The following is a 20,661-nucleotide window of genomic DNA, read 5'->3' as shown; positions in this document are numbered from 1 at the left end:
GAGGCACATCCATGCTCGCGTCCTGGTACGAGCGGCAGGGCTCCGCCGCCGATGTCCTGCACGTCGGTGAACTGCCCGACCCCCACCCCGGCCCCGGCGAGGTGCGGGTCCGCGTGACCGTTTCGGGCGTCAATCCCGGCGACACCAAGAAGCGGCGCGGCTGGCTGGGCTCCTCGATGCCGTATCCGAGGGTCGTCCCGCACAGCGACGCCGCCGGCGTCATCGACGCGGTGGGCGACGGCATCGACGCCCACCGCGTGGGAGAGCGGGTGTGGGTGTACGGCGCGCAGTCCTACCGGCCCTTCGGCACCGCCGCCCAGTACACCGTCGTACCGGATCAGCAGGCCGTACGTCTCCCCGACCACCTCACCGACGAGCTCGGCGCGAGTCTGGGCATCCCCGGCATCACCGCTCACCGCGCCGTGTTCGCGGACGGCCCGGTCGACGGCCGGATCGTCCTCGTCCACGGTGTGCTCGGCGGCGTCGGCTCCCTGGCCGCCCAGCTCGCCCGCTGGGGCGGTGCCACCGTCATCGGCACCGTCCGCCGTGGCGACGACCTCGCCCACGTCGACGCGACCGCAATCTCCCACGCCGTCGCCCTGGATTCGGCCGACCCGGCGGCAGCGATCCGCTCGTACGCGCCGGGCGGCGTCCACCGCGTCGTCGAGGTGTCCCTGTCGGCCAACGCCGACCTCGACAACGCGGTCACCGCGCTCGACGCCGTCATCGCCGCCTACGGCACCCACGCCGACCGTACCGAACTCCCCTTCTGGCCCCTGCTGTTCAACAACGTCACCCTGCGGCTCCTCGGCAGTGACGACTTCCCCGCCGCGGCGAAGCGACAGGCCGCGCGTGATCTGACCGCAGCCGCCGCCGTCGGCGCCCTCACCGTCGGCGTCGCGGACCGCTACCCGCTGGAGGACATCGCCAAGGCCCACGAACGGGTCGACGCGGACGGGCGGGGCAGGGTGGTGGTCACCGTCCCCGGATGACGGGAGCACGGCCGGTCGCCGCGTTGTCAGGAGAAGGGCATTAGTCCTGCGGTACTAATCGGGGCCTGTCGATTCGATGCCACAGGGGGCAGGAAGCGCGGAAACCCGCACCTAGCTTGAGATCAAGGGTCGATCAGGCCCTGCTCACGTAATGATCTCTTCTCCTGGTGGGAGTACCCCGTGGCCACCTTCCTCTATCGACTGGGACGGCTAGCCTTCCGGCGACGACGCCTGTTCCTGATGTTGTGGATCGCCGTCCTGGCCGCCGTAGGCATCGGCGCCATGAGTTCCACCGGCTCCACCTCGGACAGCTTCACGCTGCCCGGCACGCAGTCCCAGAAGGCCATCGACCTGCTGCAGAAGGAGTTCCCGCAGGCCTCCGCCTCCGGCGCCACCGCCCGGGTCGTCTTCGAGGCCCCTTCCGGCCAGAAGCTCACCTCCACCGCCAACAAGGCGGAAATCACCTCGCTGGTGGCCGAGTTGAAGGCATCGCCGCAGGTGGCGAGCGTCTCCGACCCGTTCACCAGTGGTCTGGTCAGCAAGTCGGGCTCCATCGCCTACACCCAGGTGTCCTACAAGGTCGCCAAGTCCGACGTCGGCAGCGCCGCGCACGAGGTCCTGAACAAGGTCGCAGCGGAGGGTGAGAAGGCCGGGCTGACGGTCAGCATGGGTGGTGACGCGGTCGAGGACAAGGCGGCCAGCAAGGCTGCCGAACTGATCGGTCTCGCGGTCGCCGCGGTCGTTCTGGTGATCACCTTCGGCTCGCTGATCGCGGCGGGACTCCCGCTGCTGACCGCGATCCTCGGCGTGGGCGTGGCCGTCATGTGCATCACCATCGCCACCTCGTTCGTGGACATGGCCTCGGCCGCCTCGACACTGGCTCTGATGCTGGGTCTGGCAGTCGCCATCGACTACGCCCTGTTCATCGTCTCCCGCTACCGCAACGAGATCCGCGACGGCCATGATCCGGAAGAAGCCGCCGGGCGGGCCCTGGGCACCGCCGGATCCGCCGTCGTCTTCGCCGGCCTCACCGTGATCATCGCGCTGGCGGGTCTGAGTGTCATCGGCATCAAGATGCTCACCTCGATGGGCCTGGCCTCCGCCTTCGCGGTCGCCGTCGCCGTGCTCATCGCGCTGACCCTGCTGCCCGCGATGCTGGGCTTCACCGGGACGCGGATCATGAAGGCCAAGCTCCTCAGCCGCCGCATGCACGCCCTGGAAGAACGCGGCGAGGGCGAGGCCACGGGCGTGCGCTGGGCGCGCTTCGTCACCCGTAACCCGGTCAAGGTCCTCGCCGTCGCGGTGATCGGCCTGGGCCTGCTGACCATCCCTGCCATGTCCCTGCGCCTTGCCCTGCCCGACGACTCCATGAAGTCCCCCGACAGCACCCAGCGCGTCGCCTACGACACCCTCAGCAAGGGCTTCGGGCCCGGCTTCAACGGTCCCCTGACCGTGGTGGTCGACGCCCGTGACAGCAAGGACCCGAAGGCAGCCGCCGCGGACGCGGTGGCGCGGATCAAGAAGCTGCCCGACGTGGCCACGGTGCGCGACGCCGCGTTCAACGAGGCCGGAGACGTGGCCCTGATCGGGGCTATCCCGAAGAGTGCGCCGAGCAGCCAGGCCACCAAGGACCTGGTCAAGGACATCCGCGCCCAGAGCGGCACCTTGCACAAGGACACGGGTGCCGACCTGATGGTGACCGGCACCACCGCCGTCAACATCGACGTCTCCAGCAAGCTCGGCCAGGCCCTCATCCCCTACCTGGCGATCGTGGTCGGCCTGGCGCTGGTCCTGCTCCTGCTGGTCTTCCGCTCGATCCTGGTCCCGCTCAAGGCCGCCCTCGGCTTCCTCCTCAGCGTGGGCGCCACGCTCGGTGTCGTGGTCGCCGTCTTCCAGTGGGGCTGGCTGAAGGGCCTCTTCGGCATCCAGGAAACCGCGCCCATCGTGAGCGTCCTGCCCATCCTGCTGATCGGCGTGGTCTTCGGACTCGCCATGGACTACGAGGTCTTCCTCGTCACCCGGATGCGGGAGGAGTACGTCCACGGCGCCGAACCCACGCAGGCGATCGTCCAGGGCTTCAAGCACAGTGCCCGCGTGGTCACCGCGGCGGCGATCATCATGATCTCGGTGTTCTCCGGCTTCCTCCTCGACGACGTGGCACTCATCAAGTCCATCGGCCTCGGCCTCGGCTCCGCCGTGTTCTTCGATGCCTTCGTGGTCCGTATGACCATCGTCCCCGCGGTCATGACCCTCCTCGGGCGCCGCGCCTGGGCCCTGCCCAAGTGGCTGGACCGGGTCATGCCCAACGTGGACGTCGAGGGTGAGAAGCTCCGCCAGGCCCTGGCCGCCGAGGAGACGAGCACCGCGCCCGAACCCGTATTCGCCGGCGTACCCGCGGGTGGCCACCAGGGCTCGGACCACCACGCCGCCCCGTCAGTCCTCACCAATGGCTCCGGCACCGACGCCTCGGACACGACGGGCTTCACGTCGCCGCTTCCCCGGCACCACCGTGGAAGGATCCCGGGACTGCCCGGCCTCGGACAGCGCCGCGCGAACGAAGGCGACGCCGCCCCGTCGGCCGACACGGCCGAGCCGAAAGCAACGCCGCCGAGGGGGCTGCGGAACAAACTGTTCCGCAAGAGCTAAGAGCTAAGAGTTGACGGAGACGCGTCGCAGCAGCGACCAACGCCGACCGCTGTTCGACCACTGACCGGATCGGCCACCTCCCACCGGCCGATTCCCCAGCCCCGCCCGCCGGTCCAATCCCCCCGGGATCGGCGGGCGGCCTCCCGACCCGTGAAGGACCCCCGTGACCCCACCGAGCGCCCCCGTGGCCCCCAGCCCGGACAACCGCCGGCTCCTGGAGACCCTGACCAGCGATTCCGAACAGCGCGTGATCGCCTCGGTCATCTTCCGGCTGGCCGCGCTGCGCCGGGCCGACCGGGCCCATCCCAAGGTCCGGCACTGGGGGGTACCGGCCTTCTGCGCCGCGCTCGGCATCAGCTCCTACCTCAACCCCTACAACACCGGCGACGTCGCGGCGCAGCTGGCGCTCATCGTCGCGTTCACCCTCCCTCTCCTTTGGCGGGAACGCCGGCCCATGCTGGTCTTCGCCCTGACCACCGCCGCCTCCGTGGTGGCCCTCCCCCTGGGGGTGCTGACCGGGGCCGAGTCCGCACGGGTCGTGGCCCTGTTCAACGTCGGCCGCTACAGCGCCCCCCGGCAACTCGCTCTCGCCGTCGGCATCACCACCGTGCAGCTCGGAGTGTGGGCCGCCGTCTTCTGGCGGGGCGGCCAGCTGCAACACGCCACACGCCCCGAGGTCGTGACCCTGTTGGCGATGACCGCGATGGCGGCGTTCGCCGCGCTGGGTCTGCTCAGCCGACTGGCCAGTGCTTACATCGACGCCCTGAGGAAGGAACGCGACCAGCAGGCCCGCCTGGCCATAGCGCAGGAACGTGCCCGGGTCTCCCGGGAGATGCACGACATCCTCGGCCACACCCTCGCCGTCATCGTCGGCCTCGCCGACGGCGCCGCCGCCCTCACCGAGAAGAAGCCGGAACGCGGGGCCCAGACCCTCCGCATCATCAGCACCAGCGGCCGCGACGCACTGGCCGAACTGCGCCGCCTGCTCTCGGTCATCGGCGACGAGGACGACCGGCCGGGCGACATGCCGCTCGCCCCGCAGCCCGGCCTGACCGACCTCGACTCGCTGCTGGACCGCGTCCGCGCGGCCGGTCCCACCGTCACCCTGGACGCCCGCGGCAGCCTCACCGACCTGCCTCCCGGGATCCAGCTCTCCGTCTACCGCATCATCCAGGAGGCCCTGACCAACACCGTCAAGTACGCCGCCCCCGACACCTCGGTCCAGGTGTCCCTCACCGCCGACCCGGACGCCGTGCGCGTCACCGTCGAGGACACCGGCCCGTCCCGCACACCCTCGGCGAACCGTCCCCGCGCGGGCGGCGGCCGTGGCCTGGTCGGCATGCGCGAACGCGCCGCCCTCTACCAGGGCACCGTCACCGCAGGCCCCAACGCTCACGGCGGCTGGTCCGTCCGCGCCCTCCTCGTCCCCAGCCCGCAGCCCAACTCCCCGGAGAAGCACCCCTCATGACCACCGTCCTCATCGTCGACGACCAGGCCCTGCAACGCATGGGCTTCAACATGCTCCTGGAGGCCCAGTCCGACATGAACGTCGTCGGTGAAGCCACCAACGGCGGTGAAGCGGTCCGCATGACCGCCGAACTCCGGCCCGACGTCGTCCTCATGGACGTCCGGATGCCCGGCATGGACGGCATCGAGGCCACCCGCCGCATCGTGGAGTCCGGCGGCCGTTCACGCATCCTGGTGCTGACGACCTTCGACCTCGACGAGTACGCCTACGACGCCCTGCGTGCCGGAGCAAGCGGCTTCCTGCTCAAGGACGCCCAGCCCGACGAACTCGTCGCCGGGGTCAGGGCCGTGGCCGCCGGCGACGCCGTCATCTCCCCGGGCCTCACCCGCAAACTGATCGACGCCTTCAGCGACCGCCTCCCCGGGCACAGTCCGCAGCAGCAGCGCCGACTCGCCGACCTGACCCAACGCGAGCGCGAGGTCCTCACCGCCATCGCCACCGGCTGGACGAACCAGGAGATCGCCGAGCGTCTCCACCTCGCCGAATCCACGATCAAATCCCACATCGGCCGCATCCTCACCAAGATCGACGCCCGCGACCGCGTGCAGGCCGTCATCTTCGCCTACGACACCGGCCTCGTCCGCCCGTCGTAGACCGCCCCGCCCCGCTCGCCCGCCCGCCCGCCCCCAAGGGCCGCACCGACACCGCTCCTTGTGCACCGCCACGTCCCCGCAACCCAGCATCCGCAACGAAGAACAGGACACAGCAATGGGACCGTTGGCACGAACCGGCATGGGCGTGGCCCTTGCCTGCGGGGTACTGGTCACCGCCGTCAGCATCGGACAGAGCTCCGACAGCAGCGCCAAGACCAACGTGAGGGAGATATCCAAGGGGCCGTACGTCGCACTCGGCGACTCGTACACCTCGGGCCCCAAGATCCCTCCTCAGACCAGCACTCCGGCCGGCTGTGACCGCTCCGGCCGCAACTACCCGGCCCTGGTCGCCAAGGAACTCGGCCTGAAGGCTGCCGACTTCCGTGACGTGAGTTGCAGTGGCGCCACCATCTCCGACCTCACCACCCCCCAGTCCACCGGCAACGGCACCAACCCCGCACAGCTCTCCGCGCTGACCACCGACACGCGGCTGGTCACAATCGGCATCGGCGGCAACGACATCGGCTTCAGCTCGATGATCACCAAGTGCGTCGGCACCGGAACGCTCTTCAAACTGGCCGAGCGCGTCACGGACATCACCGACACGGCACCCTGCGAGGAGAAGTACACCTCCGGCGGAATCGACAAGGTGGCCCAGAAGATCCGTACCACGGGTGACCGCCTCACCCGCGCACTGACCGAGATCCAACGCCGTGCGCCCGAGGCCCGGGTCTACATCGTCGGCTACCCGTCGATCCTGCCCGCCAAGGGCACACGCTGCGGTCGCGGCCTGCCCATCGCTCCCGGCGACGTCACGTTCCTGCGCGAGAAGCAACAGGAACTCAACACCATGCTCGGCGATCGCGCGCGAGCCGCGGGCGCAACGTACGTCGACACCTTCACCCCGTCCGCCGGCCACGACGCCTGCGCCCCGGCGGCCACCCGCTGGATCGAACCCCTCAAGCCCAGCAGCCCCGCCGCCATGGTCCACCCCAACGAACGGGGCGAACAAGGCATGGCCACGGCAGTCCTGAGCACCGTGAAGAGCTGAGGACACCACAGCCGGAGAGCAGTGAGGCCATCAAGCAGGCCGCCCCGGCCTCTCTCCTGCACCCGCAACTCCGGTCGCGCGTACTCAAGCGGAGCGCGCGTCCGGTCCGCATCGGCCGTCCGTGGGGACAGGCGCCCGGTGCGAGTGAAGGGCCCGGCCACGATCCGAAACATCCCTGGATCGTGGCCGGGTCCGCGCCCCCACGCACCGTCCCCGCCCCGACCATCGCCGGCCGAACGCCTCCAGGGCCCGGTCCGCCGGGAGAGCTCCCGCATGACCGCCGTACTCATCGTCAACGACCAGGCTCTGCAACGCCTCGGCCTGCGAATGTTCCTGGAAACCCAGCCCGACCTCACCATCGTGGGCGAGGCGACCGCCTACGCCCAGGCAGTCCGCCTCGCCGACACACTCCGACCTGACGTCGTCCTCATGGATATGGGCCGGCCGGACGAGAAGCACATTCAGGCGATACATCGCATCACCCGGCCCGACGAGGATCCGATGGCACCTGACACTGGCGGGACGGACAGGATCCCCCCGCGGGTGCTGATCCTCACCCCCTTCGACGCCGACGAGTCCGCGTGCGCCGCCCTGCGCGCCGGTGCCGGCGGACTCCTCCTCAAAGACGCCCTCCCCCACGAACTGACAGCGGCCCTCCGCACCGTCGCGCTCGGAGGTGCCGTCCTGTCTCCCCACCTCACTCGCACACTCGTCGACGCAGTCCGTGAGCAGAGCCGGTCCGACCTCACCGAACGCAGACACAGGCTGTCCCATCTCAGCGAGCGCGAATGCGAGGTGCTTGCCGCTCTCGCCTCCGGCTGGAGCAGCAGGGAGATCGCCGAACGCCTCTCGATAGCCCCGACCACGGTCAAGAGCCACATCAGCAGCATCCTCACCAAGATCGGCGCCCGAGCCCGCGTCCAGGCCGTCGTGTTCGCCTACGAGGCCGGTCTGGTCAGGCCGCCGAGGCAGCGGCTCCACCCGAACGGCACGGACTTCTCGGATCGGTCAGGATGAGGGCAATCGGCAGCGCGCTTACTTGACCAGACAATCGCTGACGGACTGACGGCACATCAAAGCCCCGGGCGATACAGGCGGCTTGATCGGTCACCGGCATCAACCGGAGCTTCGTTGCATACGGACCGGGCCGACCACCCATCGATCCACCGTCGCGACCTGCACATCACGTGATCACCGGGACTTTGAAACCGCCTGGATGGCGACGGGCGCGCCGACACGTCAATACACAGCGAATGGCCCCTCTGCGAAACACTTTCGAAACGCGCTGGTGACACGGATGCCCCACGCCCGAATAATTGGCCCATCCCCGCTCCCCGCCGGGGAGTTCAGAGGAGGTGAAAAGGTTGCCTTGTTCGCGATGGCACGAAGGCACCCGAACTGCGTTACCAACGCAGCCGGAACGGCACGCTGCCGGCCTCTTTTGAAAGGACCTCCACCCATCCGGTCCACGCCATCTGCGAAGTACCGACAGCGACAGGACATCAGCGATTCCCCTGTCACCGTCATTGCTTGAGGCAACCGCAACACTGCCTCCCTCTGCGAACAGCTGCCGCAGACAGACCGTTCGACTCCCTTCAGCTTTCACGCATCGCGTGTCCTCGACGAAATCGGGCGCGACGAGCGAATACAGCAGAGCAGTGGACGCGCTCGTACGCCATAAGCCGTGAATGCGCCCACTCGCCAACCAGGCAAACCCCAGGGCTCGACTCGACTGCACCGATTCGCAGGCTCAGTCCACGACTCGAACGATGGCACCCCCTTGCCGCAGCGTGGACAGGACGCCCCATATCACCGAGGGAAGACAAACCCTCCTCCGCTTCGGCGCCGCCAAGTCGGAGAGAAACCACCGGCCGCCGGCATACGGATCCCGGCCCGCTCCGGGCTCCAAGATCCGATCTTGTCTATCTTTTCGGGAGGAAAGATGAAAGGCACAAGACATCCGCGTAGAGCTTTGACCCTCGTTCTGGCCATAGCCGCGACGCTGTGGGTCTTCGCGATGCCTGCGCAGGCGTCCACACCGACACCCGCCACCCTCTACCAGCTCCCGAGCAACTCATCCTGCACGAAGGCCACCAACAACTGCGCCCTGTACCCGAAAACGGCCGTGCTCCCGAGCGGACGACTCGTCGCCGCATTCGAGAAGTCGACGGTGGCCGCCTCGGGTTCGGCGGACGGCCAGACAATGCCGTTGTACAAGAGCGACGACAACGGCACGACCTGGCAACACCTGTCAGACGTCAAGGCGCCGGCGTACGCGTCGTCGAATCCCGCGTACTCCTCGTACGTCAGTAACTGGACCAACCCGTATCTGTATGTGCTTCCCCAGGCAGTCGGAAATCTCGCATCCGGCACACTGCTGATGGCCACCGTCGTGTCGGGCGACGACTACAACTACCTCGACCAGAAGGCAACCAACTCCGGCTACACGCCGACGCACGACGGCGACCGCAGCAACACGGCGATCGCGCTCTACTCGAGCACCGACTCCGGCGCGACGTGGAATGTCGTCAACGTCATCACGACGGGCAGCTGGTCCAACGGCGCGAACTACCCGGCCACCGAGAACACAACCCACCAGAACGACCCCGTGTGGGAACCGTACTTGATGGTTTACAACAACCAGCTCGTCGCCTACTACTCCGACGAGAACGACTACACCGGCTACGACTCGTCGACGGGCGTTCCGACGCTCGATCCGAACAACAGCACAACTCCGGATCCCGCCACACAGATCCTTGCGCACCGGACATGGGACGGCGTCAGCTCGTCGTGGAGCAGCGCGGTTGTCGATGTCTCCGGAACGACGGTCACCAATTCGTCCGGTTACAGCGAGATCGGCGGTGGCCGCCCCGGCATGACCAATGTCGTCCAGACCAGTGACGGCAAGTGGATGATGACCTACGAATACTGGGGTGGCGGTGACAACGTCCGCTACAAGATCGCCGGCGATCCACTGCACTTCTACTCGGTGGGCGGCACCGCGGGCACCGGCGTCACCTCGCTCTCGGTGACATCGGGCTCCAGCGCCTTGTCCCGTGGGGGGAGCCCGGTGCTCATGCGCATGCCGAACGGGCGGATCCTCTTCAACGCCGCGGGCAGCGGGGACGTCTGGACGAACGCCGGCGGAAGCAGCACCGGTGCGTGGACGCAGCAGCACACGACGATGGCGTCCTCCTACAGCCGCAGCCTCACCTACATGCCCAACACGGGCCGAGTCGAGATCGTCGGCGGGACAACCACGATCTCCTACGCGGACATCGACTTCGGAAACTCCACCGGCGCGTACTACAAACTCGTCAACGTCAACAGCGGTAAGGCCCTCGGCGTGTTGGGCGCGGACCTCCTCGACGGGCAGAACGTGGTCCAGTGGACCGACAACGGGTCGGCCGACCAGTTGTGGCACGTCACGGATGTCGGCAGCGGATACAGCACGCTGCTCGACAAGAACAGCGGTCGAGCCCTCGGCATCCTGGCCGCCAGCACGTCGAGCGGCGCGAACGCCGTGCAGTGGGTGCAGAACAGCGGCAACGACCAGCAGTGGCAGGTGGTCGCCGTCGGCTCCAACTACAAGCTGGTGAACCGCAATTCGGGCCTCGCCCTCACCGTTTCCGGAGCAGCCACCACCGACGGCGCACAGATCGTCCAGCAGGCGTACACCGGCGCCACCTCTCAGCTGTGGTCCCTGGTGCTGGTGTCCTCCTAGACACCGGCACGCCTCAACGGGCAGCGCACTGCGCGGGAGCCGGGCCAACGGCCGGGCTCCCGCCAGGGTGTACGTGAAACACGTTCCAGGCAGACTTTCTGGGCGTACGCGGGCAACTCGATCGTCGTCGCGGCGGCCACGACGGTCCTGGTACTGCTGCCGGCCTCGCCTGCTGCGCACGCCCTGTCGGTACGGCCGGTCCGTAGAACGCTCGACGTGCTGTTCTTCTTCATCAGCACGAAGATGATGCCTGTCGCCGCAGGCATCATCCCGGTCTCCGTGGTCGCCCAGCACCCGCACCTGGTCCTCCGGGAGATGCCGGGCGAGCATCGCGCTTCCACTGGTCCGGTCCGGCCTGTGGTCAACAGCCCTGCTGTGCTGCGTGTTCTCCTGGAACGAGTACTTCTGCACGGTCAACCTCGCGACGACCCCCTCCACGCTGCCGTGTTCAGGCGCGCGGGCGGATCCGCAGTCCGTGCATGCCGCCGTCGACGGCGAGATCGGTGCCGGTGGTGGAGCCGGAGAGCGGGCTCGCCAGGTAGACGATGGCCGCGGCGACCTCTTCCGCGCTCACCAGACGGCCCATGGGCTGGCGGGCGTTCAGGGCGGCGCGTTCGGCCTCGGGGTCGGCGGCGCTGTCCAGCAGGCGCCCGACCCAGGGGGTGTCGGCGGTACCGGGATTGACGCAGTTGACGCGGATTCCGGAGTGCACGAGGTCGGCGGCGGTCGCCCGGGTGAGGGAGAGGACGGCGCCCTTCGTGGCCGAGTAGAGGGCCCGGTCGGGCAGCCCCGCCGTGGCCGCGATGGAGCAGGTGTTGACGATGGCCGCGCTGTGCGAGCGCCGCAGGTGCGGCAGCGCGGCACGGGTCACCCGCACCATGCCGAAGACGTTGACCTCGAAGACGCGACGCCACTCGTCGTCGGTGTTGTCCTCGATCGTGCCCTGGGCGCCGATCCCCGCGTTGTTGACGAGGATGTCGATGCCCCCGAGCCTGCGGGCGGCCTCCCCGACGGCCGTTCGTACGCCGGTGTCGTCCGACACGTCGGCCTGTATGCCTATGAGGGGTTCGGGCACGTCGTCCGGCTTGAGATCGAGGCAGGCCACGCGCGCCCCACGTGCGGCGAGCAACTGAGCGGTGGCCAGGCCGATGCCGGAGGCGCCACCGGTGACCAGCGCGGTCAGCCCGGCGAACTCGTTCGTGCTCATGTCCCGGCCTTCGCTTCCCACACCGGGCCTTCGGGGTAGCGGTGGGCCGCCACGGAGTCCGGGTGCAGTTCGGCGCTGATACCGGGGGCGGTCGGCGCGAGGTAGTGGCCTTCCCGGATCCGTACGGGATCGGTGAAGTGCTCGTGCAGATGGTCGACGTACTCGATCACGCGGTTCTCGGTGGTGCCGCTGACGGCGACGTAGTCGAACATCGCCAGGTGCTGCACCATCTCGCACAGGCCGACCCCGCCGGCGTGCGGGCAGACCGGGACGCCGAACTTGGCGGCCAGCAGCAGGATGGCGACGTTCTCGGTGACGCCCGCGGTGCGGCTCGCGTCCATCTGGAGGATGTCGAGCGAACCGGCCTGGAGCAACTGCTTGAACATCACCTGGTTGTGGGTGTGTTCACCGGTGGCCACCTTCACCGGCGCCAGCGCCTTGCGGATGGCGGCGTGGCCGAGGATGTCGTCGGGCGAGGTGGGTTCCTCGATCCAGTACGGGTCGTAGGGCACGAGCGCCCGCATCCAGTCGATGGCCTGCTGGACGCCCCATGCCTGGTTGGCGTCGACGGCGATCCTGATGTCCGGGCCGACCGCCTCGCGGGCCAGCCGCATCCGGCGCTCGTCGTCCGCGCGGTCGGCGCCGACCTTCAACTTGATCTGGGAGAACCCGTCGGCGACCGCCTCCTTCGACAGCCGCACCAGCTTCTCGTCGTCGTAGCCGAGCCAGCCGGGTGTCGTCGTGTACGCCGGATATCCGTGCTCCAGCAGGTGCGCGGCGCGTTCGGCGCGGCCCGGTTCGGCCCGGCGCAGGATGTCCAGGGCCTCGTCACGGGTCAGCGCGTCCTGCAGATAGCGGAAGTCGACCAGGTCGACCAGCTGCTCCGGGGACAGTTCGGCCAGCAGTCGCCAGACCGGCTTCCCCGTACGGCGGCCGTACAGGTCCCACACGGCGTTCACGATCGCCGCGGCGGCCATGTGGATGGCCCCCTTCTCCGGGCCCAGCCAGCGCAGTTGGCTGTCGCCGGTCAGCCGCCGGGAGAAACCGCCGAGGTCGTTCAGGACCTCTTCCACCGACAGGCCGACCACCAGCGGGGCCAGCGCGCGTACGGCGGCGACCTCCACGTCGTTGCCGCGCCCCACGGTGAAGGCGAGCCCGTGGCCCTCGTCGCCGCCACTCGTACGGATCGTCACATAGGCGGCCGAGTAGTCGGGTTCGGGATTCATCGCGTCGGAGCCGTCGAGTTCCAGAGAGGTCGGGAACCGTACGTCGACCGCGTCGACGGCGCTGATCAGTTCACTCATGGTGCCCGGCCTTCGCGGCCGGGAGGCCGAGGTGTCGTTTCGGGGTCATGGCAACCACCCATCGTCATGTGTACATGGCATGTCTGTTCTGCAGCAGCAGCTCCAGACATGGGATGGATTTTTAGTCTCTGTTCGCCGCTGTGTCCATAGCCGGAACGAAAAGAGTCGGACGCTTTCGCCTTTGACCTGCGAAGTAGACGCAATTCTCGTGGTTGCGGTAACGGATTCAGCCATCCCATGTCTTCCTACGTCATGGGATGTATTGCTACGGTGCCGCTGCGCACGCAACGACGAGGGGCAGCCACGCATGTCACTGACCGACAAGGCCATCGACCGCATCAGGGACCTCATCCAGTCGGGCGAGCTGCTCCCCGGGGCCAAACTTCCGCCCGAGCAACAGCTCGCCGCGGAGTTGGGTCTGTCCCGCAACCTGATGCGGGAAGCGGTGAAGGCGCTGGTCGTCGCGCGGGTGCTGGAGATCCGGCGCGGGGACGGCACCTACGTGACCAGCCTGGAACCGGAGCTGCTGCTGAGCAGCATCGGGTCCGCGGTGGAGTTGCTGCGCGGCGACACGTTGCTGGAGCTCACCGAGGTGCGCCGACTGTTCGAGCCGGTCGCCACGGCGCTGGCCGCCACCCGGATCTCGGCCACCGAACTCGGCGAGGTACAACGGCACCTGGACGCGATGCGTGCGGCCCGCGACGACGTGGAGCGCCTCAACGAGCACGACGCAGCCTTCCACCGGGCCGTGGTCGCGGCCACCGGCAACGCCACGCTGACCACCCTCCTGGAGGGCATCTCCGGCCGGACGCTCGGCGCCCGTGTCTGGCGGGGACTGGTCGACGACAACGCCGCCGGCCGCACCCTCGCCGAACACGAGGCGATCTACCAGGCGCTGGCCGACGGTGACGCCGTGCTCGCCCAGGCGGCGGCGCTGATGCACGTCAGCACCACCGAGCGGTGGCTGCGCGAGCACCTGGACCGGGACGGTCGGCTCCCCGGGAACGGCTCGGCCGTGTAGGTGCTCCCTCTCCGACTACCGATGCACCCTCTGTCCGTTTTCATTCCTCATGTCCCGCACCCGGGTACCGAGTTGCCGGTCACCGGGCGGACATGTTGACCTCACCGAGGAGTACCGATGAGATTTCTGCGCGTGGGCCCGGCGGGCTCCGAGCGGCCCGTGGTCCTGGACTCCGACGGCACCGCGAGAGACCTGAGTCCGCTGACCGTCGACATCGATGGTGTGTTCCTGGCCGAGGGCGGCGTGGAACGCGTCCGTGCCGCCCTCGCCGAGAACGTGCTGCCGCGCACGGACATCGCCGGCCAACGGGTCGGCGCGCCGGTCGCACGCCCCGGCAAGGTGGTGTGCATCGGGCTCAACTACGTCGATCACGCTGCGGAGACGGACACACCGCCCCCTGCCGAGCCGGTCGTCTTCATGAAGGCCGCCAACACGGTCGTCGGCCCCGACGACACCGTGCTCGTACCGCGCACCAGTGAGAAGACGGACTACGAGATCGAACTCGCCGTGGTCATCGGCCGCACCGCGCGCTATCTGGACTCGCCGGAGGCGGCCGACGACGTCATTGCGGGCTACGCGATCGCCGACGACGTCAGCGAGCGGGCCTTCCAGCACGAGCGGGGCGGGCAGTGGGACAAGGGCAAGTCCTGCGAGACGTTCAATCCGCTCGGCCCCTGGCTGGTCACCCCCGACGAGACCGGCGACCCGCAGGGGCTGGCCATGCGGCTGTGGGTCAACGGCGAACTGCGCCAGGACGGCCACACCAAGAACATGATCTTCGGGGTGCGCCACATCGTCTGGTACCTGAGCCAGTTCATGGTGCTGGACCCCGGAGACGTGATCAGCACCGGCACCCCGGCGGGCGTGGCCTTCGGCGCCAACGACTTCCCCTACCTGGTCGCCGGTGACGTGGTCGAGGTGGAGATCGACCGGCTCGGCCGCCAGCGGCACGTCCTCGGACAGGCCTGATGACCTCCGCGAGCCCGCCCTGGTTCACCGAGCGCGTCCCGCTCGGCCGCTCCGGGGTCACCGTCAGCCGTATCGGCCTGGGCACCGCACCGCTGGCCGGGCTGTTCTCGGCGGTCGGCGACGAGCAGGCCACCGCCACGCTCGACGCCGCCTGGGCGGCCGGTGTCCGCTACTTCGACACCGCCCCGCACTACGGCGCCGGGCTCGCGGAACGGCGGCTGGGATCCTTCCTCGCCGACACCGGCTGCCCGCGCGACGGGTTCACCGTGTCCACAAAAGTGGGACGGCTGCTCGTGCCGGGCGACGCCGCCCTCGGGGACGAGGCGTTCCACGGCGAACGGGGGCTGGTCCGGGTGCGCGACTACAGCGCCGAGGGCGTCTACCGTTCGCTCGCCGAGAGCCTTGAGCGGTCCGGTCTCGAAGCCTTCGACACCGTCCTGATCCACGACCCGGACGACCACTGGGAGGAGGCGGTCACGGGGGCGTACCCGGCACTGGCCCGGCTGCGCGACCAGGGAGCGGTCCGGGCGATCGGCGCGGGCATGAACCAGACGGCGATGCTCACCCGCTTCGTCACCGAGACCGACCTCGACTGCGTACTCGTCGCCGGCCGCTACTCCCTGCTGGACCGCAGCGCGGCCGACGTGCTGTTGCCGCTGTGCGCCGAGCGCGAGGTGGGCGTCTTGGTCGGCGGCGTCTTCAACAGCGGCATCCTTGCCGACCCGTCCCCGGGCGCCACCTACGACTACGCCCCGGCCCCCGACGACGTGCTGCGCCGCGCCCGGTCCCTGGCCGAGCGGTGCACGGCCCACGGAGTGCCGCCGGCCGCCGCCGCGCTGCAGTTCCCGCTGCGCCACCCGGCGGTCACCGGTGTGGTCCTCGGCGCGCGCAGCCCGTTGGAGGTCACGGAGAACCTCGCGCACGCCACGGCGGAGATCCCCGCGGAGCTGTGGGCGGAACTCGACGCCCTGGCGGGGGCCCGGCCATGACACGGATCGACGCACACCACCACGTCTGGCGGCCCCGGCCCGCGACGCCTGCGGCAGAGACGGCTCCGAGAGCGCCCAGGACCGCTTCCGGCCCGAGCCGTCGCCCGCACGACTGGCTGAACGCCCCGGACATGGCGGCCCTACGCCGTGACTTCACCCTCGACGACCTCGCGCCGGAGGCCGCGGCGGCGGGCATCGATCCGACTGGCCGGTGTGCCTGCCGGCCGCCTCCTACACGGAGGTCGTCCGCGCGGCCGAGGAAGTGACCGAACGGCTGACCGCCGCCGAACGTGCCGAGGTCTTCGGCGGCACGGCGGCCCGCGCCTACTGACTGCGGAAGGAAAACCTGTGAAGATACGTCTGGCCTACGGGCAGTCGGGGCTCGACATCGAGGTGGATCCGCGGACGGCCACCGTCGTCGAACCCGTTCACCACGAGGCCGCCGCGGACCAAATGGCCGTACTGCGCGAGGCGTTGCGCGCCCCCGTCGCCGGGCCCCCGCTGCGCGAACGGGTGCGACCGGGGCAGACGGTGGCGATCTCGGCCTGCGACGGCACCCGCCCCCAGCCGCGCCATCTGATGATCCCCGCCGTCCTCGCCGAACTCGAAGGGATCGTCCGTCCGGAGGACGTGGTGATCCTCGTCGCCACCGGCACCCACCGGGGCAACGACGAGGCGGAACTGCGCGAGATGTTCGGCGACGAGGTCGTGGACGCCGTACGCATCGTCAACCACGACGCCCGCGACCCCGGACAGCTGACCTGGATGGGGACGTACGGCAACGGCGTCCCGGTCTGGCTGAACCGTGCGTGGGCCGAGGCGGACGTCCGCATCACCACGGGCTTCGTCGAACCGCACTTCTTCGCCGGCTTCTCAGGCGGTCCGAAACTCGTGGCCCCCGGCCTGGCCGCGCTGGAGACGGTCCTCGTCCTGCACGACGCGGCCCGCATCGGTGACCCGCGCGCCACCTGGGGCAACATCCACGGCAACCCCGTCCATGACGACGTACGGGCCATCGCCGAAGCGACCGGAGTCACCTTCTCGCTGGACGTGGTGCTCAATCGGGACAAGGACATCGTGGCCGCCTTCGGAGGCGATCTGGCGCCGATGCACGCGGCGGCCACGGCCACGGCGAAGCGCATGGCGATGCGGCCGGTCGAGGCGCCGTTCGACGTCGTCGTCACCACCAACTCCGGCTTCCCGCTGGACCAGAACCTCTACCAGGCCGTCAAGGGCATGTCCGCCGCCTACCAGGTGGTCAAACCCGGCGGCATGATCGTCTGCGCGGCCGAGTGCCGCGACGGCTTCCCCGAGCACGGCTCCTACCGGGAGGTGCTGGCCTCCGCTCCGTCCCCGCAGGCGCTGTTCGACGACATCAGCGCCCGCACCGAAACCGTGCCCGACCAGTGGCAGGTGCAGATCCAGGCACGTATCCAGTCCGGCAGCCGGGTCGTCATGCACACCGGTTTCCTGAGCGACGCCGAACTGGCCACCGCCCACCTGCGACAGACGCATGACATCTCGGCCACCGTCGCCGAGGCGCTGGCCGCGGCGGGTCCCGGCGCCCGTCTCTGCGTCCTGCCCGAAGGGCCGCAGACCATCCCGTACGTCGACAGGAGCGGGGCATGAGTGGAGTACTGGACCTGGGCTACGCCCGGCTGGACCTCGCCCGCGAGGCCCGGCAGGGACTCCCCGAGGTCGTCTACGGACCCGGAAAGACGGTCGACCAGATCAGCGGCATCGTCACCGGGCTGCTGGAACACAACACCGGTCCTGTCCTCGTCACCCGGATCGAGGCGGAGACCGCCGAGGCCGTCATGGCACGGCTGGATCCGGGCATGCACGACGAGGAGACGCGAGGCCCGGGGCCGTACGACGAGCAGCCACACGACCCTGGAACGCACGACGGTCAGCCACACGGCCCGGCAACGTACGACGCCGAGGCCCGGCTGCTGTACTGGCGGCCTTCTCCGGCCGGGGACTTCCGCGTGACGGTGGTGGCCGCCGGCACCTCGGACCGGCCGGTCGCCGCCGAAGCCGCCGCCGTGGCCGCCACCGTCGGCCTGGACACCACCGCCATCCACGACGTGGGAGTGGCCGGCCTCGACCGGATCCTCCAGGTGCGTGACCGGCTCCAGGCCGCCGACGCGGTGATCGTCGTGGCCGGGATGGAGGGCGCCCTCGCCAGTGTCGTGGGCGGTCTGGTGCGCGCACCGGTCGTCGCCGTGCCGGTCTCCACCGGGTACGGCGCGTCCCTGGAGGGCGTCACCGCACTGCTCGCCATGCACGCCTCCTGTGCCGCCGGGGTGACCGTGGTCAACATCGACTCCGGCTTCTCGGCCGCGATGGCGGTCCACCGCATCGCCCAGAGCTGTGTGAACACACCGGGAGGCCGCCGGTGATCGTCTGGATCAACCCGTTCACCGGGCTGGCCGGAGACATGCTCCTGGCCGCCCTCATCGACGCCGGAGCACCGCTGGACGCGATCCGGGCCTCGATCGCCGCCACGGGTCTCACCGGTTGGGAACTGACCGCCGAGCGCGTCACCGACCACGGGCTGGCCGCCACCCGGGTCCACGTGGACGTCACCGACCCGTGCACCGAGCGGCAGGCCGCCGAAGTCATCCACCTCGCCTCCCGGGCCACCCCAGAACCTGTCGCCGCCCTCGCGGTCGCCACCGTGACCGCCGTTGCCGAGGTGGAGGGCCGCCTGCACGGCGCCGACCCCGCCACCGTCCACCTCCACGAACTCGGCGGCCACGACACCCTGGTCGACATCGTCGGCGTCGCGGCCGCCCTGCACGCGCTGGGCGTCACCGACGTCTTCAGCGCACCGCTCCCGCTGGGCAGGGGGCGGGTGACCTCGGCGCACGGAGTACTGCCCTGCCCGGCACCCGCCACGCTGGCGCTGCTCACCGGAGCGGCCGTCATGGGCAGCGATCTGCCCGGCGAGACGGTGACACCCACCGGCGCCGCACTGCTGCGCGCACTCGGGGCGCGGTACGAACCGCCACCACCCATGACCCTGGGCCGCACCGGGTACGGGGCAGGCACCCGCCGCCTGCCGGACCGGGCCAACGTCACGGCGGTGACCCTGGGAGTCCCCGCCCGGGTAACTGCGTGTCAGGACCCTCCGGCGGAGGACGTCGTCGTTCTGGAGACCAACCTCGACGACGTCACCGGCGAGATCCTCGGACACACCATCACCCGGGCGATGGAGTCCGGTGCTCTCGACGCCTGGGTGACGCCCGCCGTGATGAAGAAGAACCGCCCCGCGCACGTGTTGCACGTCCTGACCACCCGCCAGGACGAGCGCCGGCTGCGCGACCTCGTGCTGTCGGAGACCGGCAGTCTCGGCATCCGCCGCGTCGACGCCACCCGCACCGCACTGCCGCGACACTTCGAGACCGTGCACGTGGACGGCCACCCGGTTCGGATCAAGCACGGTCCGCACGGCGCCAAACCCGAACACGACGACCTCGCCTCCGTGGCCGCAGCCCTGGACATACCCCTCCGGACCGTCGCGGCACGCGCACTCGCGGAGAGCGACCGGGCCGCCGCCCCTCAGCACACCGAGCTTCTCGCAGGAGGACAACCATGACCGTCACAGACGAAGGAGCGGCCGCACTCGCACCCGCCGACGTCCTCGCCGACCGGCTTCTGGAGCGCATGCGCTCCATCGGCGCCGTCGCCGTGGCCTATTCGGGCGGCGCGGACTCCGCCCTCGTGCTCGCCGCCGCCGTACGTGCCGTCGGCCCGGAGCGGGTTCTCGCCGTCACCGCCGTGTCGGAGAGCCTGGCCGCCGGTGAACTCCCGCACGCCCGCCGCCTGGCCACAGACCTCAACGTCACTCATCTCACCCCGCGCACCAGCGAACTGACCCGTCCCGGCTACCGCGCCAACGGCCCCGACCGCTGCTACTTCTGCAAGTCCGAGGTCCTGGACACCATCACCGTGCTCGCCCACGACCACGGATACGAGCTGGTGGCCACCGGAACCAACGCGGACGACGCCCGGGACCCCCACCGCCCGGGCATCAGGGCCGGCCGGGAACGCGGCATCCACACCCCGCTCCTCGACACCGGCCTGACCAAGGCGGAGGTACGCCTACTGAGCAGGCACTGGTCACTGCCGACCTGGAACAAACCCGCGACACCCTGTCTGGCCAGCCGGATCCGCTACGGCATCGAGGTCACCCCGCACCGCCTGGCCCGCGTCGACCGGGCCGAGACCGCGGTGCGCGCGCTCCTGGCCGACGCCGGACTGGCAGTGACCGACCTCCGGGTCCGCGACCTGGGTGACACCGCACGCCTGGAAGTGGACGCCTCGCTCGTCGACCGGATCTCCGCGCTCCCCGGGCTCGCCGAGGCGCTGGCGAACGCGGGCTTCGCCGAACTGCCCCACCAGGTGGAGCCCTTCCGATCGGGACGGCTCAACTCCGAGACCTCGGTCCGTGGCGCGGCGCCCCGGTGAACAGCGCGATTCGAATGAACGGCGCGATTCGAAAAACGGAGAACCTGCCCGCGGCCGAGCAGACCATCTGAACCCTGGGAACCACGAAGCCACCGTCCTGGCCGCCCCGGTGCACGTCTCGGTGGCGGCTGCCGAACCACAAACCGCTCATGATGTCGCGGTAC

The 20,661-nt window shown here is 69.7% G+C and carries 18 protein-coding genes; 15 read left to right on the top strand and 3 right to left on the bottom strand.

What is annotated here, in order from left to right:
- Window positions 1-11 precede the first annotated feature (11 nt).
- From OG588_RS42225 to OG588_RS42195, 7 genes are all read left to right on the top strand, one after another.
- Window positions 12-992 carry an NADPH:quinone reductase gene (locus OG588_RS42225; protein WP_405951858.1) on the top strand — a complete coding sequence of 327 codons (981 nt, stop codon included), beginning with the start codon at window positions 12-14 and terminating at the stop codon, window positions 990-992.
- 180 nt (window positions 993-1,172) lie between these two features.
- A complete protein-coding gene (locus OG588_RS42220) occupies window positions 1,173-3,638 on the top strand; it encodes an MMPL family transporter (protein WP_405951857.1) in 2,466 nt (821 codons plus the stop codon).
- Between the two features lie 163 nt (window positions 3,639-3,801).
- Window positions 3,802-5,106, top strand: a complete 1,305-nt coding sequence (locus tag OG588_RS42215; RefSeq protein ID WP_405951856.1) for a sensor histidine kinase — start codon at window positions 3,802-3,804, stop codon at window positions 5,104-5,106.
- Window positions 5,103-5,759, top strand: coding sequence for a response regulator (locus OG588_RS42210; protein ID WP_405951855.1), 657 nt, complete (start codon window positions 5,103-5,105; stop codon window positions 5,757-5,759). The genes OG588_RS42215 and OG588_RS42210 overlap by 4 nt, the downstream gene beginning before the upstream one ends.
- A gap of 115 nt (window positions 5,760-5,874) precedes the next feature.
- A complete protein-coding gene (locus tag OG588_RS42205) occupies window positions 5,875-6,810 on the top strand; it encodes an SGNH/GDSL hydrolase family protein (RefSeq protein ID WP_405951854.1) in 936 nt (311 codons plus the stop codon).
- A gap of 273 nt (window positions 6,811-7,083) precedes the next feature.
- Window positions 7,084-7,827 carry a LuxR C-terminal-related transcriptional regulator gene (locus tag OG588_RS42200; RefSeq protein ID WP_405951853.1) on the top strand — a complete coding sequence of 248 codons (744 nt, stop codon included), beginning with the start codon at window positions 7,084-7,086 and terminating at the stop codon, window positions 7,825-7,827.
- Between the two features lie 955 nt (window positions 7,828-8,782).
- Window positions 8,783-10,534, top strand: a complete 1,752-nt coding sequence (locus OG588_RS42195; protein ID WP_405951852.1) for an RICIN domain-containing protein — start codon at window positions 8,783-8,785, stop codon at window positions 10,532-10,534.
- Here OG588_RS42195 and OG588_RS42190 read toward each other — a convergent pair.
- From OG588_RS42190 to OG588_RS42180, 3 genes are all read right to left on the bottom strand, one after another.
- Window positions 10,531-10,803 carry a hypothetical protein gene (locus tag OG588_RS42190; protein WP_405951851.1) on the bottom strand — a complete coding sequence of 91 codons (273 nt, stop codon included), beginning with the start codon at window positions 10,801-10,803 and terminating at the stop codon, window positions 10,531-10,533. The genes OG588_RS42195 and OG588_RS42190 overlap by 4 nt on opposite strands.
- A 179-nt stretch (window positions 10,804-10,982) precedes the next feature.
- On the bottom strand, window positions 10,983-11,741 hold the full coding sequence (locus OG588_RS42185) for an SDR family NAD(P)-dependent oxidoreductase (RefSeq protein WP_405951850.1): 759 nt from the start codon (window positions 11,739-11,741) through the stop codon (window positions 10,983-10,985).
- On the bottom strand, window positions 11,738-13,045 hold the full coding sequence (locus tag OG588_RS42180) for an L-fuconate dehydratase (RefSeq protein WP_405951849.1): 1,308 nt from the start codon (window positions 13,043-13,045) through the stop codon (window positions 11,738-11,740). The genes OG588_RS42185 and OG588_RS42180 overlap by 4 nt, the downstream gene beginning before the upstream one ends.
- Before the next feature lie 307 nt (window positions 13,046-13,352).
- Here OG588_RS42180 and OG588_RS42175 point away from each other — a divergent pair, with 307 nt between their 5' ends.
- The 8 genes from OG588_RS42175 to larE all read left to right on the top strand — a co-directional run bounded on the left by OG588_RS42175 (window position 13,353) and on the right by larE (window position 20,497).
- Window positions 13,353-14,066 (top strand): FadR/GntR family transcriptional regulator, encoded by a 714-nt coding sequence (locus OG588_RS42175; RefSeq protein WP_405951848.1) that lies wholly within the window; start codon window positions 13,353-13,355, stop codon window positions 14,064-14,066.
- 117 nt (window positions 14,067-14,183) lie between these two features.
- Window positions 14,184-15,035, top strand: a complete 852-nt coding sequence (locus OG588_RS42170) for a fumarylacetoacetate hydrolase family protein (RefSeq protein ID WP_405951847.1) — start codon at window positions 14,184-14,186, stop codon at window positions 15,033-15,035.
- Window positions 15,035-16,024 carry an aldo/keto reductase gene (locus tag OG588_RS42165; protein ID WP_405951846.1) on the top strand — a complete coding sequence of 330 codons (990 nt, stop codon included), beginning with the start codon at window positions 15,035-15,037 and terminating at the stop codon, window positions 16,022-16,024. Before OG588_RS42170 ends, OG588_RS42165 begins: the two co-directional genes overlap by 1 nt.
- A 211-nt stretch (window positions 16,025-16,235) precedes the next feature.
- Window positions 16,236-16,355, top strand: a complete 120-nt coding sequence (locus OG588_RS42160) for a hypothetical protein (protein ID WP_405951845.1) — start codon at window positions 16,236-16,238, stop codon at window positions 16,353-16,355.
- 17 nt (window positions 16,356-16,372) lie between these two features.
- On the top strand, window positions 16,373-17,653 hold the full coding sequence (gene larA / locus OG588_RS42155) for a nickel-dependent lactate racemase (RefSeq protein ID WP_405951844.1): 1,281 nt from the start codon (window positions 16,373-16,375) through the stop codon (window positions 17,651-17,653).
- Window positions 17,650-18,426, top strand: coding sequence for a nickel pincer cofactor biosynthesis protein LarB (larB, locus tag OG588_RS42150; protein WP_405951843.1), 777 nt, complete (start codon window positions 17,650-17,652; stop codon window positions 18,424-18,426). Before larA ends, larB begins: the two co-directional genes overlap by 4 nt.
- Complete coding sequence (gene larC / locus OG588_RS42145) at window positions 18,423-19,625, top strand: nickel pincer cofactor biosynthesis protein LarC (protein ID WP_405951842.1); 1,203 nt, start codon at window positions 18,423-18,425, stop codon at window positions 19,623-19,625. Before larB ends, larC begins: the two co-directional genes overlap by 4 nt.
- On the top strand, window positions 19,622-20,497 hold the full coding sequence (gene larE / locus OG588_RS42140) for an ATP-dependent sacrificial sulfur transferase LarE (RefSeq protein WP_405951841.1): 876 nt from the start codon (window positions 19,622-19,624) through the stop codon (window positions 20,495-20,497). Before larC ends, larE begins: the two co-directional genes overlap by 4 nt.
- The last annotated feature ends 164 nt before the right edge of the window (window positions 20,498-20,661 follow it).

This window comes from Streptomyces prunicolor, assembly GCF_045162825.1.
Taxonomy (GTDB): domain Bacteria; phylum Actinomycetota; class Actinomycetes; order Streptomycetales; family Streptomycetaceae; genus Streptomyces; species Streptomyces prunicolor.
This window is presented reverse-complemented; position numbering and strand designations above follow the sequence as displayed.

What these genes read in the sequence shown, in the direction of transcription:
- OG588_RS42225 (WP_405951858.1), top strand. Translation starts at nt 12, where the DNA reads ATGCTCGCGTCCTGGTACGAGCGGCAGGGCTCCGCCGCCGATGTCCTG.
- OG588_RS42210 (WP_405951855.1), top strand. Translation starts at nt 5,103, where the DNA reads ATGACCACCGTCCTCATCGTCGACGACCAGGCCCTGCAACGCATGGGC.
- OG588_RS42205 (WP_405951854.1), top strand. Translation starts at nt 5,875, where the DNA reads ATGGGACCGTTGGCACGAACCGGCATGGGCGTGGCCCTTGCCTGCGGG.
- OG588_RS42200 (WP_405951853.1), top strand. Translation starts at nt 7,084, where the DNA reads ATGACCGCCGTACTCATCGTCAACGACCAGGCTCTGCAACGCCTCGGC.
- OG588_RS42190 (WP_405951851.1), bottom strand. Translation starts at nt 10,803, where the DNA reads ATGATGCCTGCGGCGACAGGCATCATCTTCGTGCTGATGAAGAAGAAC.
- OG588_RS42185 (WP_405951850.1), bottom strand. Translation starts at nt 11,741, where the DNA reads ATGAGCACGAACGAGTTCGCCGGGCTGACCGCGCTGGTCACCGGTGGC.
- OG588_RS42180 (WP_405951849.1), bottom strand. Translation starts at nt 13,045, where the DNA reads ATGAGTGAACTGATCAGCGCCGTCGACGCGGTCGACGTACGGTTCCCG.
- OG588_RS42175 (WP_405951848.1), top strand. Translation starts at nt 13,353, where the DNA reads ATGTCACTGACCGACAAGGCCATCGACCGCATCAGGGACCTCATCCAG.
- OG588_RS42170 (WP_405951847.1), top strand. Translation starts at nt 14,184, where the DNA reads ATGAGATTTCTGCGCGTGGGCCCGGCGGGCTCCGAGCGGCCCGTGGTC.
- OG588_RS42165 (WP_405951846.1), top strand. Translation starts at nt 15,035, where the DNA reads ATGACCTCCGCGAGCCCGCCCTGGTTCACCGAGCGCGTCCCGCTCGGC.
- larB (WP_405951843.1), top strand. Translation starts at nt 17,650, where the DNA reads ATGAGTGGAGTACTGGACCTGGGCTACGCCCGGCTGGACCTCGCCCGC.
- larE (WP_405951841.1), top strand. Translation starts at nt 19,622, where the DNA reads ATGACCGTCACAGACGAAGGAGCGGCCGCACTCGCACCCGCCGACGTC.